Below are 13,855 nucleotides of genomic sequence, written 5' to 3'. Positions count from 1 at the left end.
CCTCCGCCGTCACAGGACCCGTGCCCCCGATCGGACCGGCCCGCCGCCTGCCGGACTCCCGCCGGTCCGCCGCCGGACTCCGCGGCCGTCACACGGCCGTATTCCCTGTCCGGCCGCGCGGGGCCGGGAGTAGCGTGGTCGCACCACACGCGGGCGGCCCGACCGGGTGGCCCCCCGGCCCGCAGCGCCGAGGGGATGACCATGAGCAGCAAGCAGATCGTACTCACCGCGGGCGCCGACCTCTTCGGACACCGTGACCCTGCGGCCCTCGACCGGTACTGGGCCCCGGACTTCCGGCAGCACTCCGGGCTCGGGCCCGACGGCCGGGAGGGGCTCCGCGCCGTCCTCGAGCAGCTGCCGGACGACTTCCGGATCGACACCCTGCGCGTGCTCGAGGACGGGGACATGGTCGCCGTCCACTGCGTCTACCACGGTCTCGGTCCGGAACCCCTGGTGGCGGTGGACGTCTTCCGCGTGGCCGGCGACCGGCTCGCCGAGCACTGGGACGCCCTCGAGCCGCTGCCCCGCGGAGCCGCCGGCGCGCACCGGGTCGACGGCCCCCGGCAGGTCACGGACCACGAGCACACCGCGGCGAACAAGGCGCTGATCACCGAGTGGGTGCACGAACGTCTCCTCGGCGCGGACCGGGAGGCCCTCGAGGAGCTGGCCCGCGACCCGCGCTTCGTCGAGCACGGCGCCGGACCGGAGTCCCGGCTCGCCCGGCGCGCCCTCCACCGGGTGCTCGGCGAGGGCGGCTTCGTCCTCACCGTCACCGAGGGGGTGCTCGAGCCCGACGGCGAGGGCGGGGAGCCCGGCGACCCGCGTCCGGCCGGCTGCTACGACCTGTGGCGGGTCGCCGACGGGCGGATCCTCGAGCACTGGGAGGTCGTCCAGCCCGTCCCGGAGCGGATGCCGCACGACAACGGGTTCTTCTGACCGGGCGGCCGCCTCCGCGGCGGTCCGGGCGGGTCCCCGGCCGCGGGGCCGGGCCCCGCCGCGCCCGGCACCGACGGGCGGCTAGACTGGCGGAACACCTGACACGGGGTGCCGCGCGAGCGGCTGAGATCACACCCGTCGAACCTGATCTAGCCAGTACTAGCGAAGGGATGTCGCTGATGCGCGATGCCGTACCCCTGCCCGCCCGCACCGCAGGAGCCGAAGGGGCGCCGCCGGACCCCGCGCTCGCCGAGGACGCCGCCACGGCCCTCGAGGAGCTGCGCACCGCGGCGCCGCTGGTGCAGTGCATCACCAACACCGTGGTCGCCAACGTCACCGCCAACGTCCTGCTGGCCGTGGGCGCCTCCCCAGCCATGACCGACATCCAGGGCGAGGGCGGGATCTTCGCGGAGCTCGCCGACGGACTGCTCGTCAACACCGGCACGCCCACCGCCGAGCAGTGCGGGGCCGCCTACGAGGCGGTCGGCGCCCGGCAGCGGGCCGGACTCGCCTGGGTGCTGGACCCCGTGGCCGTGGGCGCCCTGCCCGTGCGCACCGCGCTGGCCCGCGACCTGCTGCGGCACCGGCCGGCGATCGTGCGCGGCAACGCCTCGGAGATCATGGGCCTCGCCGGCGGCGCCGGAGGGCGGGGCACGGACGCCACCCACGGCGTCGACGCCGCCCGGGACGCCGCCGCCGCGATCGCCGCGCAGGCCGGCTCCGCGGTGGCCGTCTCCGGGCCGGTCGACCTCGTGCGCGCCCCGGACGGGAGCGTGGTGCGCGTGCCGCACGGCACGCCGCTGCTCACCCGGATCACCGGCGGCGGATGCGCCCTGGGCGCCCTGATGGCCGCCTTCACCGCCGTGCGCGCCGACCCCGCCGCGGCGGCGACCGCCGCCACGACGGTCTACACCCTGGCGGCCGAGGACGCCGCCGCCGGCTGCGCCGGCCCCGGATCCTTCGCCGTGGCCCTGCTGGACCGGCTGCACGCCATCACCCCGGAGCAGCTCGCCGCCCGGGCGGAGCTCGTGCGCGAGGAGGGTGCCCGGTGAGCGCCCGCCTCGACCCCGCCGCCCTGGCCCTGCACCTCGTCACCGACACGGCGCTCAGCGCCCCGCGCAGCGTGCCCGACGTCGTGGCGGCCGCCGTGGCCGGGGGAGCCACCATGGTCCAGGTCCGGGAGAAGCACGCCCCGGCCCGGGACCTGGTCGCCCTGCTCGTGGCCGTCGCGGAGCGCGTGGGCCGGGACGTCCCCGTGCTCGTCGACGACCGCGCCGACGCCTACCTGGCCGCCCGGGCGGCCGGGGCGCCCGTGGCCGGGGTGCACGTCGGCCAGTCCGACCTGCCCGTGGAGCTGGCCCGGCGGATCTGCGGACCCGACGCGGTGCTGGGCCTGAGCGCCGCCACGGCGCCGGAGCTCGACGCGGCCGCCGCCCTGCCCCCGGGCACCGTCGACTACCTGGGCGTCGGCGCCGTGCGCGCCACCCGCACCAAGCCAGACCACCCGGAGCCGCTGGGCGTCGAGGGGTTCGCCCGCGCCGCGGCACGCACCGCCCTGCCGTGCCTGGCGATCGGCGGGGTGCGGGTCGAGGACGCCGCGGCCCTGCGTGCCGCCGGGGCGGCCGGACTGGCCGTGGTCTCCGGCATCTGCGCCGACCCCGATCCCGCGGCCGCGGCCGCCCGCTACGTGCGCGCCTTCGGCCGCGTCCCCGAGGAGGTGGCCCGATGAGCCCTCGGGTGCCCCGCGTCCTGGCCGTGGCCGGCACCGACCCCACCGGCGGGGCGGGACAGCACGCGGACCTGAAGTCGATCGCGGCGATGGGCGGCTACGGCATGAGTGCCGTGACGGCCGTCGTGGTGCAGAACACCCTCGGGGTGCGCTCCGTCCACGTCCCTCCCACGGAGTTCCTCGCCGCCCAGCTGGACGCCGTCGCCGAGGACGTCGAGATCGACGCGGTGAAGATCGGCATGCTCGGCTCCGTGCCGGTGATCGAGACGGTGACCCGCTGGCTCGAGGACCGCCGGCCGCCGGTGGTGGTCCTGGACCCCGTCATGGTCGCGACCTCCGGCGGGCGCCTGCTCGAGCGGGAGGCCGAGGACGCGCTGCGCGCGATGCTCGGCCACGCCGACCTCGTCACCCCCAACCTGCCCGAGCTCGCGGTGCTCGCCCAGGAGGAGGTCGCGTCCTCCTGGGCGGAGGCTCTGGCGCAGGGCCACCGGGTGGCCCGGGCCCACGGCACCCTGGTGCTCGTCAAGGGCGGGCACCTCACCGGGGACCGGACCCCCGACGCCCTCGTGGGCCCGGACGCGCCGGAGCCCCTCGTCGCGTTCGACGGCGCCCGGGTGCCCACCGAGAACTCCCACGGCACCGGCTGCTCGCTCTCCTCGGCGCTGGCCACCCTGCAGGCCCGGCACGGGGACTGGGCGCACAGCCTCGGCATCGCCCGTGCGTGGCTGCGCGGGGCGCTCGAGCGCTCCGGGGACCTGGCCGTCGGCCACGGCAGCGGCCCGGTGCACCACTTCCACCACGTCCAGGACGCGCTCGAGAGCTGGGGCGCGGCACCGGCCCGGTTCAGCGACGAGCTCTGGGCGGCCTCCGCCGGGCTGCGCCGGGAGATCGAGGAGCTCGACTTCGTCCGCGGCCTGGGCGACGGCCGGCTCGAGCCCGAGCGGTTCCTCGCCTACCTGGACCAGGACCTGCAGTACCTCGACGGCTACAGCCGGGCGCTGACCCTGCTCGCCGCCCGGGCCCCGGACGAGCGGCAGCGGCTGTTCTTCGCGACCGGCGCGGTGTCCTGCACCGAGACGGAGGGCGAGCTGCACCGGGCCCGCCTGCGGCACGCCGAGCCCGGGGCCGCCGGCGCCGGTCCCGGGGAGGTGACGCGGCGCTACACCTCCTTCCTGCTCGCGGCCACCGCCGCGGAGCCCTACCCGGTGGGCCTCGCCGCGGTGCTGCCGTGCTTCTGGGTCTACGCCGACGTCGGCCGGCACCTGGGGGAGCTCGCGGCGGCCGCCGGGGCCGCCGAGCACCCCTACGCGGACTGGCTCGCCACCTACGCCGACGAGGGCTTCCAGGAGGCGACCCGCACGGCCCGGGAGCTGCTCGACGAGGCCGCCCGGGGCGCGTCCCCGGCCGTGCGGGAGCGGATGCGGGAGGTGTTCCTGGAGGCCTGCGCCCTGGAGCGGGACTTCTTCGCCGCGCCGGTCCCGGCGGTTCGGTTGGCGGGCATTGACGGGATCGAGTAGTCTTGATCTTCGGTGCCATGCCGGTGCGCGCGTGTTCCAACTCGACACCCCACCTGGCGGCACATGCGGGTGCAGTTCCTGAATTGCGGCGAACCTGCGCTGACCACGGCCTGGTCCCACGGGCCGGTCACCGTCAGCTCGTCTCAACGTCGTTGGTCCTGACAGGGGTGCGCTCGACCCACACTGTTTACACATGACGTCGAGAGAAGTGAGTTCCCAAGTGGTGTACGCGATTGTCCGCGCTGGCGGCCGCCAGGAAAAGGTTTCCGTCGGAGACCTCGTTACCCTTGACCGCGTCGCCGGCGGAGCAGGCAGCACCATCGAGCTTCCTGCTCTTCTGCTGGTGGACGGGGACAAGATCACCTCGGATGCCCAGACCCTGGCCGGCGTGAAGGTCACGGCCGAGATCGTCGGCGACCTGCGCGGTCCCAAGATCTCCATCCAGAAGTTCAAGAACAAGACCGGCTACAAGAAGCGCCAGGGCTTCCGGGCCGAGCTGACCACCGTCAAGGTGACCGGTATCGACGCCTGATCGGCGCGATTCCCCCTCCACATACCGGACGCCAGTCCCAACACGAAGGTAGGCACACCTCATGGCACACAAGAAGGGCGCGAGCTCCACTCGCAACGGTCGGGATTCCAACGCGCAGTACCTCGGCGTGAAGCGCTTCGGCGGCCAGACCGTCAACGCCGGCGAGATCCTCGTCCGCCAGCGCGGCACGCACTTCCACCCCGGCCTGAACGTCGGCCGCGGTGGCGACGACACCCTGTTCGCCCTGGCCGCCGGCCAGGTCGAGTTCGGCACCCGCCGGGGCCGCAAGGTCGTCAACATCCAGGCTGCCGCCGAGTAGTCGACCGGGCCGGTCCGCCGGCCCCGGTGCGGGACCCGTCCCGCACCACCCATGTCTGATCTGTGGAGGGTGGGTGCGTCCAGCGCCCGCCCTCTACAGTTTTAACGTGGCCCGTGCGCGGGCCCGCCCGTTCATGACCCAGAGGAGCTCTCCGTGGCCAGTTTCGTCGACCGCGTCGTCCTGCACGTCTCCGGCGGTTCCGGGGGGCACGGCTGCGTGTCCATCCGCCGCGAGAAGTTCAAGCCGCTCGGCGGGCCGGACGGAGGCAACGGGGGCGACGGCGGCAACGTGATCCTGCGCGTGGACGGCCAGACCACCACCCTGCTCAACTACCACCACGCCCCCCATCGCTCCGCGCCCAACGGCGGACCCGGCAAGGGCGACCTCCGGCACGGCCACCAGGGCGAGGACCTGGTGCTCTCGGTGCCCGACGGCACCGTGGTCAAGGACGGCGACGGCAACGTCCTGGCCGACCTCGTGGGCGAGGGCGCCGAGTTCGTCGCCGCCCCCGGCGGTCAGGGCGGGCTCGGCAACGCCGCGCTGGCCTCGGTCAAGCGCAAGGCCCCCGGCTTCGCCCTCCTGGGCACCCCGGGCGCCTCCCGGGACGTGGTCCTGGAGCTGAAGTCGATCGCGGACATCGCCCTGGTCGGCTATCCCTCGGCCGGCAAGTCCAGCCTGATCGCGGCGATCAGCGCGGCCCGGCCGAAGATCGCCGACTACCCGTTCACCACGCTCGTGCCCAACCTGGGGGTCGTCCAGGCCGGGGACGTGCGCTACACCGTCGCGGACGTGCCCGGGCTGATCCCGGGGGCCTCCGAGGGCAAGGGCCTGGGCCTGGAGTTCCTGCGCCACGTGGAGCGCTGCGCCGCCCTCGTGCACGTCCTGGACTGCGCCACCCTCGAGCCCGGCCGGGACCCGATCTCCGACCTGGAGACCATCGAGGCGGAGCTCGCCGGCTACGCCGTGGACGGCGACCTCGACGGCGGGGACGCGCTGCCGCTCAACGAACGACCCCGGCTGGTGGTGCTCAACAAGATCGACGTGCCCGAGGCCCGCGAGCTGGCCGACTTCGTGCGCCCCGAGCTCGAGTCCCGCGGCTACCGCGTCTTCGAGATCTCCACCGCCTCCCACGAGGGGCTGCGCCCGCTGACCTTCGCGATGGGCGAGGTCGTGGAGCAGGCCCGGGCCGCGCGCCCGGCCCCGGCGGAGGCCCCGCGCGTGGTGCTGCGGCCCAAGGGCGTGCGCGGGCCCGAGTTCACCATCACCCGCGAGGAGCGCAACCTCGAGCCGCTGTGGCACGTGCGCGGGGACAAGCCCGACCGCTGGATCCTGCAGACCGACTTCAACAACGAGGAGGCGGTGGGCTACCTCGCCGACCGCCTCGCGAAGCTCGGCGTGGAGGCCGGGCTGTTCAAGCAGGGCGCCCGGCCCGGGGACGCCGTGCTCATCGGCCCGGAGGACAACGGCGTGGTCTTCGACTGGGAGCCCACGATGGTCGGGGGCGCGGAGCTGCTCGCCGGCCCGCGCGGCACCGACCTGCGCTTCGCCGACATCGACCGCCCGACCCGCGAGCAGAAGCGCCAGCAGTACCAGGAGCGCAAGGACGCCAAGGCCGCGGCCCGCGCCGAGCTCGAGGCCGAGCGCACCGCCGGGGTGTGGACCGAGTCGGTCGACGCCCGCCGGGGCGGGACCGAGCCGGACCCCGGCGCCGACGACTGACGGCCGACCACCGGCACGGACCGACCGACCGGCACGGACCGACCGACCGGACACGACCGGACCGGCCCGACACCGGCGATCGACGACCGGCCCGGGACGTGAGCACCCCGGGACACGGCGGACCCGGGGCCGACCGTCCGGTCACCGACGACACCGACCCGCCGCACGACCATCACGACCGACCCCCCTACCGACGACGCCCACCGCACAGGGAGACGCACAGGATGAACGAGCAGACGACCCAGATCGACGTCGAGCGCCTCGAGGAGGTCGCGGAGAAGTCCGCGGTCCAGCTCAGCAGCGAGAACCGCGGCAAGAACCGGCGCAGCCCGATCGAGCGCCGGGAGGACATCCCGCGCGCCCACCGCGTGGTGGTGAAGGTCGGCTCGTCGTCGCTGACGTCCATCGAGAGCTCCATCGACGAGCAGGCCGTGCGGATGATCGTGGACGCCCTGGGCGAGACCAAGGCGCGCGGCATCGAGATCGTGTTCGTCTCCTCGGGCGCGATCACGGCCGGGCTGGCGCCCCTGGGGCTGTCCCGGCGGCCCAAGAACCTCGCCGGCAAGCAGGCTGCGGCCGCCGTGGGCCAGGGCCTGCTCATGGGCCGCTACATCGAGTCGTTCGCCCGCTACGGCGTCACCGTGGGTCAGGTGCTCGTGACCGCCGAGGACCTCATGCGGCGCAGCCACTACAAGAACACCCACCGCCAGATCGAACGGCTCCTGGACTTCGGCGTGCTGCCGATCGTCAACGAGAACGACGCGGTGTCCAGCCAGGAGATCAAGTTCGGCGACAACGACCGGATCGCCGCCCTCATCGCCCACCTGATCAAGGCCGACGTCCTGCTGCTGCTGTCCGACGTCGACGCCCTCTACACCAAGGACCCCCGCAAGGGCGGGGACCGGATCCCGGTGGTCAACGATCCCATCAAGGACCTCGAGGGCGTGCAGATCGGCTCCGTGGGGGCCGCCGGCGTGGGCTCCGGCGGCATGGTCACCAAGGTCCAGGCGGCCCGCATCGCGGCGGCCTCGGGCATCCCCGCCCTCGTCACCTCGGCGCAGAACATCACCCGCGCCCTGCACGGGGAGGACGTCGGGACCTGGTTCGCGACCTCCGGGGGCCGCCGCAACGTGCGGCTGCTGTGGCTGGCCCACCTCGCCGACATCAAGGGCTCGCTGACCCTGGACCCGGGCGCCGTGGAGGCGATCCGGGACCGCAACTCCCTGCTGGCCGCCGGCGTCGTCGGGGTCTCCGGCACCTTCGAGGCGGGGGAGCCGGTCTCCCTGCGGGACCCGGACGGCAGGGAGATCGCCCACGGGCTCAGCAACTACTCCTCGGACGAGATCCCCCCGATGCTCGGCAAGTCCACCTCGGTGCTCGCGGACGAGCTGGGCGACGACTACAGCCGGGAGCTCGTGCACGTGGACAACCTGGTGGTTCTGCGCGCCCGGGGTGCGCGGACTAAACTGAAGAAATGACTTCCGCCGCACACGATTCCGTGACCACCGACGAAGCCACTCCCACGACCGGCAAGGCGGTCGTGTCCGACACCGGCGTGATCGCCACCTTCGGCGAGGACCCGGTCGCCGGCGTGTCCGCCATGGCCGACGACGCCCGCGACGCCGCCCGCATCCTCGCCCGCGCCACCCGCACCTGGAAGGACCGCGCGCTGCTGGCCGTCGCGGACCGGATCGAGCGCAAGCAGGACGTCGTGCTCGCCGCCAACGCCAAGGACCTCGAGCGCGGCCGCGTGAACGGGACCTCCAAGGCCCTGCTGGACCGCCTGAAGCTCGACGCCCAGCGGATCACCGGCCTGGCCGAGAGCCTGCGCGAGCTCGCCGCGCTGCCCGATCCCGTGGGCGGCTTCGTCCGCGGCAGCACCCTGCCCAACGGCCTGCGGATGCGCCAGGTGCGCGTGCCGATGGGCGTGGTGGGCGCCATCTACGAGGCCCGCCCGAACGTGACCGTCGACATCGCCGGCATCGCGCTGAAGTCCGGCAACGCCGTGCTGCTGCGCGGCGGCTCGGCCGCGGAGGAGAGCAACCGGGCCCTCGTGGGCATCATCCGCGACTCCCTCGCCGACGTGAAGCTGCCCGTGGACTGCGTCCAGAGCATCGACGAGTACGGCCGCGAGGGCGCGAACGCCCTGATGGGTGCCCGGGGCAAGGTCGACGTCCTCATCCCGCGCGGCGGGCACGGGCTGATCCAGTCGGTCGTGCAGAACGCGAAGGTCCCCGTGATCGAGACCGGCGAGGGCAACGTGCACCTGTTCGTCGACCACTCCGCGTCGAAGGACATGGCCGTCGACCTCGTCGTGAACTCCAAGACCCACCGCACCAGCACGTGCAACACCACGGAGACGCTGCTGCTGCACAGCGGCTTCGCGCACGGGGACTCCGTCCTGGCGGCACTCGACCGCGCCGGGGTGACCCTGCACGTCGACGAGCGCGCCGAGGCGATGCTGCCGGCCGGCAGCCACCACGTCCGAGCCACCGACGAGGACTGGGCCGCCGAGTACCTGTCCATGGACCTGGCCGTGAAGGTGGTCGACTCCCTGGACGAGGCGCTCGAGCACATCGACCGGTGGTCCACCCGGCACACCGAGGCCATCGTGACCAACGACCTCGCCCACGCCGAGCGCTTCGTGGCGGAGATCGACGCCGCCGCGGTCATGGTCAACGCCTCCACCCGGTTCACCGACGGCGGGCAGCTGGGCCTCGGCGCCGAGATCGGCATCTCCACCCAAAAGATGCACGCGCGCGGCCCGATGGGCCTGGAGGAGCTGACCACCACGAAGTGGATCGTCCAGGGCGACGGGCACGTCCGCGCCTGAGCCGCACGCGGCGGGCCCGCCGCGGATTCAGTACCATGAGAACCGTCCGGGCCCGCCGGCCGAGGCGGCACGGGCCGCTCACCGACTTCCGGCTCCGCGCCGGCACCTGAAGGGATCCCCATGCTCCAGCAGTCCGTCACCACCGTCCTCGCCGCCGTCGAGGGCGGGCACGCCGCCGCCGAGGCCGGGATCCCACCCGTCGTGTGGGGCGGCTCCGTGTTCGTCGTGCTGATCGGTCTGATGATCGTGGCGATGTCCTTCGCCAACCGCGGGCTCAGCCCGGAGGCCGGCCAGCACCAGGACCCCGCGGACCTGCCGGCGGACGAGCAGGCGCTGCTCGCCGACTACGCCGCCAAGCGGCACGGCTGAGCCGGGGAGTCCCTTCGTCGTGACGACCGCCGCGCAGGACGCCTCCGCCCGCTCCCGGGACCTGCCCGCGACGGGGACGGCCGTCCCGCCCCGCCGACCCGGACGCACCCGGCTCGGCGTGATGGGCGGGACGTTCGACCCGATCCACCACGGCCACCTCGTGGCCGCCTCCGAGGTGGCGGGGGAGTTCGACCTCGACGAGGTCGTGTTCGTGCCCACCGGCCACCCGTGGCAGAAGGCCGCCGGGGCCGTGAGCCCCGCGGAGCACCGCTACCTGATGACGGTGATCGCCACGGCGTCCAACCCGCGCTTCACCGTCAGCCGCGTCGACATCGAGCGCGACGGCCCGACGTTCACGGTGGACACCCTGCGCGACCTGAAGCGCCAGCGCCCGGAGGCGGACCTGTTCTTCATCACCGGCGCCGACGTCATGGCGGAGATCCTGACGTGGAAGGGCGCCGAGGAGCTGTGGGAGCTCGCCCACTTCGTGGGGGTGACGCGCCCGGGCCACGACCTCGCCGCGCCCGTCGGGTCCAGCGGGGTGAACCTGCTCGAGGTGCCGGCCATGGCGATCTCCTCCACGGACTGCCGCGCCCGGGTGGCCCAGCACAAGCCCGTCTGGTACCTCGTGCCCGACGGCGTAGTGCAGTACATCAACAAGTACGGCCTGTACCTCGGCCCGGAAGCGAGCGCGGAGGCCGGGCACGTCGGCGCGCATCCGGGCACCGTCCCGGTGGAGGCCCCTTGATGCCCGGCAACGACGAGGCCCGGGACGACAGAACCCCGGACGACGGGGCCTACGACGCCGGGACCCACGACGCTGGGCAGCCGGCTCCCTCCGGGCCCGCCCCGATCATCGACCTCGGCGGGGACGCCGTGCCGGTGCGGCCCGTGAAGCCCCTCGGGCCGCGGCGGCTGGCCCGCCTGCAGCGGGAGCTGGCCGAACGCTCCCGCGAGCTGCAGCAGGCCGGCGGGGACCCGGCCGACCCGGACCTGCTCGAGAAGCAGCGCCGCTTCGCCGAGCTCGCCGCCCAGGCCGAGCAGGCCAATGCGCCCTCCGCCGGCGGTGCCGGCGTCCCCGCGCCCGTGACGCCGCAGCCTCCCGCGGCGCGGACCGCTCCTGCCGAGCCGGCGCCTGCGGAGCCGCCGCCCGGCGAGCCCACGCCTCCGGAGGCGACCGAGCAGATCACCGTCGTCTTCCCCGGTGCGGACGGCACGACCGGCACGGACGGGCACGTGGGCCACGACCCGGTGCACGTCGACCCCTCCCTGTTCAGCAACCGGCTCGCGCCGGAGGAGCTGGCCGCGCTCACGCACATCGAGATCGTCGCCCCCGCCGAGCACCACGGCTCGCACGCGGCGGCCCCCGAGGATCCCGGTGACGCGACGGCACCGCAGTCGGACCCGCCGGAGACCGCGCCCCCGGTGGCCGCCCTGCCGGAGCCGGCGGGGGAGCGGGCCGAGGAGGAGCCGGAGCCGCCGGCCGATCCGGTGCCCGCCTCGGCGGCGGGCGGCCTGGAGCTGCTCGAGCCGCGCGAGTACCGGCGCGGGGCCGCAGGTCGCCGACTGGCTCTGTTGCTGCTGGTCCTGCTGGCGGCGCTGGCCGTGGTGCTGGTGCTCTTCGTCCTCTGAGGGCGCTCCCTCCCTCCTGTTCACCATCCGTTCGCTCCACACCGTCCCCTCGAGGGGACGGAACCGCCGGTTCGCCGGGAAAGGATCCTCCTTGACTGTCAATGATTTCTCCCTGTCCATCCTCCGGATCGCGGCCGCCGCGGCCGACGCCAAGCAGGCCCACGACATCGTGGCCCTGGACGTCAGCGAGGCGCTGGGCATCACCGACGCGTTCCTCGTCGCCTCCGCCTCCAACGAGCGGCTCGTCAACGCCGTCGTCGACGAGATCGAGGAGAAGCTCGTCGAGCGGCTCGACCTGCGCCCGATCCGCCGGGAGGGCCGCTCCGAGGGCAGGTGGGTCCTCCTCGACTACGGCGACGTGGTCATCCACGTCCAGCACGACGAGGACCGGGCCTTCTACGCGCTCGAGCGGCTCTGGCGGGACAGCCCCGTGGTCGATCTGGGGCCGTCCCAGCAGGGCGCCACCGCGCCGGAGGAGTCCGCTCCGTCCCCCGCGTCCGACGATTTGCCTTGATCCGGATCAGCTGTCTAGTATGAATGCGTTGCCCAGCGGGGCGCAGGATCAACCGGAAAAGGGTGACCGAAAAGGGAACTCCGAGGTTGTGATAGTGTTCCGGAGGTAACGACCTGGGGCTGTGGCGCAGCTGGTAGCGCATTTGCATGGCATGCAAAGGGTCAGGGGTTCGAGTCCCCTCAGCTCCACCAGGACGAAAGAGCCCGTTCCGCACCACGCGGAACGGGCTCTTTCGCTGTCCCGGCCACGGCTCCGCCCGCCGTGCCGCCCACCGTGTCCTTCACTGGGCCGTTCCGGGCCCCGCGCCACAAAAGCCGCGCTCGCCCGCATCCCTTCCGCTCGTTGATGTGTCCTGTTAGCGTCTGCTCCACCGGCGGCCGACCTCCGTGAGCTGTATCACGACGTGTCGGGATCCGCCGGACACTCGCGCCTCGCGGTGCACATTCCAGCGGACATCCTCAACGGAAGAGGTCATGATGGCAGGCAACAGAGCAGTCGCCTACAAGGGTCCCGGCAAGGTCGAGGTCATCGACACCGACTACCCGGAGTTCGAGCTCAAGGACGCACCCGGCATCAACACCGCCAACATCGGCCGCAAGGTCCCGCACGGGGTCATCCTCCGGACCGTGGCCACCAACATCTGCGGCTCCGACCAGCACATGGTCCGCGGCCGCACCACGGCCCCCACGGACCTGGTCCTGGGTCACGAGATCACGGGCGAGGTCGTGGAGGTCGGCCCCGACGTGGAGTTCATCAAGGTGGGGGACATCGTCTCCGTGCCCTTCAACATCTCCTGCGGGCGCTGCCGCAACTGCAAGGAGCGCAAGACCGGCATCTGCCTCAACGTCAACCCGGACCGGCCCGGCTCCGCCTACGGCTACGTGGACATGGGGGGCTGGGTCGGCGGACAGGCCGAGCACGTCCTGGTGCCCTACGCCGACTGGAACCTGCTGAAGTTCCCGGACCGGGACCAGGCCCTGGAGAAGATCATGGACCTGACCATGCTCTCCGACATCCTGCCCACCGGCTACCACGGCGTGGTCACGGCCGGGGTGGGGGTCGGCTCGACCGTCTACATCGCCGGCGCCGGCCCGGTCGGCCTGGCCGCGGCGGCCTCAGCCCATCTGCTCGGGGCGGCCGTGGTGATCGTGGGCGACATGAACGAGGAGCGTCTGGCGCAGGCCCGCAGCTTCGGCTGCGAGACCGTGGACGTGTCCAAGGGCGCGCCGGCCGAGCAGATCGAGCAGATCCTCGGCGTGCCGGAGGTCGACTGCGGCGTGGACGCGGTGGGCTTCGAGGCCCGCGGGCACGGCAAGGACGCCTCCCACGAGGCCCCGGCCACCGTGCTGAACTCCCTGATGGACATCACCGCCGCCGGTGGGGCCCTGGGCATTCCGGGTCTCTACGTCACCGGGGACCCGGGAGCGGTCGACGAGGCCGCCAAGAAGGGCTCCCTGTCCATCAGCCTCGGCACCGGCTGGGCCAAGTCCCTGTCCTTCACCACCGGCCAGTGCCCGGTCATGAAGTACAACCGGCAGCTGATGATGGCGATCCTGCACGACAAGATCCAGATCGCGAAGGCCGTCAACGCCAAGGCCATCCCGCTGGAGGAGGCGCCGCGGGGCTACGCCGAGTTCGACGCCGGGGCCGCCACGAAGTACGTGCTCAACCCCAACGGCTACATCAAGAACTAGCCGCAGCAGCCAGCGCGGCGACGCACGCCCACGGGGTGCCGTGGACCGGGAAACCGGCCCG

14 protein-coding genes, 1 tRNA gene and 1 riboswitch are annotated in these 13,855 nt (G+C 73.5%); all 15 genes read left to right on the top strand.

All coding sequences use genetic code 11. The features are described from left to right. Nucleotides 1-201 precede the first annotated feature (201 nt). The gene (locus ABL57_RS14445) at nucleotides 202-936 is read left to right on the top strand and encodes a nuclear transport factor 2 family protein (protein WP_047804173.1); all 735 of its coding nucleotides are present in this window, start codon (nucleotides 202-204) and stop codon (nucleotides 934-936) included. 94 nt (nucleotides 937-1,030) lie between these two features. Continuing rightward, nucleotides 1,031-1,124, top strand: a riboswitch (TPP riboswitch). Continuing rightward, nucleotides 1,116-1,988 (top strand): hydroxyethylthiazole kinase, encoded by an 873-nt coding sequence (thiM, locus tag ABL57_RS14440; protein WP_082157470.1) that lies wholly within the window; start codon nucleotides 1,116-1,118, stop codon nucleotides 1,986-1,988. (Overlaps the previous riboswitch by 9 nt.) Beyond that, nucleotides 1,985-2,665, top strand: a complete 681-nt coding sequence (gene thiE, locus ABL57_RS14435; protein ID WP_047804172.1) for a thiamine phosphate synthase — start codon at nucleotides 1,985-1,987, stop codon at nucleotides 2,663-2,665. Before thiM ends, thiE begins: the two co-directional genes overlap by 4 nt. Then, on the top strand, nucleotides 2,662-4,182 hold the full coding sequence (locus tag ABL57_RS14430; RefSeq protein ID WP_047804171.1) for a bifunctional hydroxymethylpyrimidine kinase/phosphomethylpyrimidine kinase: 1,521 nt from the start codon (nucleotides 2,662-2,664) through the stop codon (nucleotides 4,180-4,182). Before thiE ends, ABL57_RS14430 begins: the two co-directional genes overlap by 4 nt. Before the next feature lie 220 nt (nucleotides 4,183-4,402). Beyond that, the gene (rplU, locus tag ABL57_RS14425) at nucleotides 4,403-4,714 is read left to right on the top strand and encodes a 50S ribosomal protein L21 (RefSeq protein WP_047804170.1); all 312 of its coding nucleotides are present in this window, start codon (nucleotides 4,403-4,405) and stop codon (nucleotides 4,712-4,714) included. A gap of 61 nt (nucleotides 4,715-4,775) precedes the next feature. Next, nucleotides 4,776-5,033 (top strand): 50S ribosomal protein L27, encoded by a 258-nt coding sequence (gene rpmA / locus ABL57_RS14420; protein ID WP_017834601.1) that lies wholly within the window; start codon nucleotides 4,776-4,778, stop codon nucleotides 5,031-5,033. A 153-nt stretch (nucleotides 5,034-5,186) separates the two neighbouring features. Continuing rightward, nucleotides 5,187-6,752: a GTPase ObgE gene (obgE, locus tag ABL57_RS14415; protein ID WP_047804169.1), complete on the top strand. Its 1,566-nt coding sequence runs from the start codon at nucleotides 5,187-5,189 to the stop codon at nucleotides 6,750-6,752. Between the two features lie 224 nt (nucleotides 6,753-6,976). Further along, nucleotides 6,977-8,230 (top strand): glutamate 5-kinase, encoded by a 1,254-nt coding sequence (proB, locus tag ABL57_RS14410; RefSeq protein ID WP_203225638.1) that lies wholly within the window; start codon nucleotides 6,977-6,979, stop codon nucleotides 8,228-8,230. Next, on the top strand, nucleotides 8,227-9,585 hold the full coding sequence (locus tag ABL57_RS14405; protein WP_256363818.1) for a glutamate-5-semialdehyde dehydrogenase: 1,359 nt from the start codon (nucleotides 8,227-8,229) through the stop codon (nucleotides 9,583-9,585). Before proB ends, ABL57_RS14405 begins: the two co-directional genes overlap by 4 nt. 120 nt (nucleotides 9,586-9,705) lie before the next feature. Further along, complete coding sequence (locus tag ABL57_RS14400) at nucleotides 9,706-9,954, top strand: hypothetical protein (RefSeq protein ID WP_047804168.1); 249 nt, start codon at nucleotides 9,706-9,708, stop codon at nucleotides 9,952-9,954. Between the two features lie 121 nt (nucleotides 9,955-10,075). After that, nucleotides 10,076-10,702 (top strand): nicotinate-nucleotide adenylyltransferase, encoded by a 627-nt coding sequence (gene nadD, locus ABL57_RS14395; RefSeq protein WP_047804179.1) that lies wholly within the window; start codon nucleotides 10,076-10,078, stop codon nucleotides 10,700-10,702. Further along, nucleotides 10,702-11,586 carry a hypothetical protein gene (locus tag ABL57_RS14390; RefSeq protein WP_047804167.1) on the top strand — a complete coding sequence of 295 codons (885 nt, stop codon included), beginning with the start codon at nucleotides 10,702-10,704 and terminating at the stop codon, nucleotides 11,584-11,586. Before nadD ends, ABL57_RS14390 begins: the two co-directional genes overlap by 1 nt. Before the next feature lie 91 nt (nucleotides 11,587-11,677). After that, nucleotides 11,678-12,100, top strand: coding sequence for a ribosome silencing factor (gene rsfS, locus ABL57_RS14385; protein WP_047804166.1), 423 nt, complete (start codon nucleotides 11,678-11,680; stop codon nucleotides 12,098-12,100). A gap of 115 nt (nucleotides 12,101-12,215) precedes the next feature. Continuing rightward, nucleotides 12,216-12,291, top strand: a tRNA-Ala gene (locus ABL57_RS14380). A 285-nt stretch (nucleotides 12,292-12,576) separates the two neighbouring features. Further along, nucleotides 12,577-13,794, top strand: coding sequence for a formaldehyde dehydrogenase, glutathione-independent (gene fdhA / locus ABL57_RS14375; RefSeq protein WP_047804178.1), 1,218 nt, complete (start codon nucleotides 12,577-12,579; stop codon nucleotides 13,792-13,794). Nucleotides 13,795-13,855: the final 61 nt, after the last annotated feature.

Origin of the sequence: Kocuria sp. SM24M-10, from assembly GCF_001027955.1 — a bacterium.
GTDB classification, from domain to species: domain Bacteria; phylum Actinomycetota; class Actinomycetes; order Actinomycetales; family Micrococcaceae; genus Kocuria; species Kocuria oceani.
The sequence above is the reverse complement of the archived record's forward strand: the minus strand, read 5'-3'. Positions and strand labels throughout refer to the sequence as shown.

Excerpts from the sequence above, each read along its gene's own strand:
- rpmA (WP_017834601.1), top strand. The coding sequence starts at position 4,776 with ATGGCACACAAGAAGGGCGCGAGCTCCACTCGCAACGGTCGGGATTCC.
- proB (WP_203225638.1), top strand. The coding sequence starts at position 6,977 with ATGAACGAGCAGACGACCCAGATCGACGTCGAGCGCCTCGAGGAGGTC.
- fdhA (WP_047804178.1), top strand. The coding sequence starts at position 12,577 with ATGGCAGGCAACAGAGCAGTCGCCTACAAGGGTCCCGGCAAGGTCGAG.
- nadD (WP_047804179.1), top strand. The coding sequence starts at position 10,076 with ATGGGCGGGACGTTCGACCCGATCCACCACGGCCACCTCGTGGCCGCC.
- ABL57_RS14430 (WP_047804171.1), top strand. The coding sequence starts at position 2,662 with ATGAGCCCTCGGGTGCCCCGCGTCCTGGCCGTGGCCGGCACCGACCCC.
- ABL57_RS14445 (WP_047804173.1), top strand. The coding sequence starts at position 202 with ATGAGCAGCAAGCAGATCGTACTCACCGCGGGCGCCGACCTCTTCGGA.
- ABL57_RS14400 (WP_047804168.1), top strand. The coding sequence starts at position 9,706 with ATGCTCCAGCAGTCCGTCACCACCGTCCTCGCCGCCGTCGAGGGCGGG.
- ABL57_RS14405 (WP_256363818.1), top strand. The coding sequence starts at position 8,227 with ATGACTTCCGCCGCACACGATTCCGTGACCACCGACGAAGCCACTCCC.
- ABL57_RS14390 (WP_047804167.1), top strand. The coding sequence starts at position 10,702 with ATGCCCGGCAACGACGAGGCCCGGGACGACAGAACCCCGGACGACGGG.
- thiM (WP_082157470.1), top strand. The coding sequence starts at position 1,116 with ATGCGCGATGCCGTACCCCTGCCCGCCCGCACCGCAGGAGCCGAAGGG.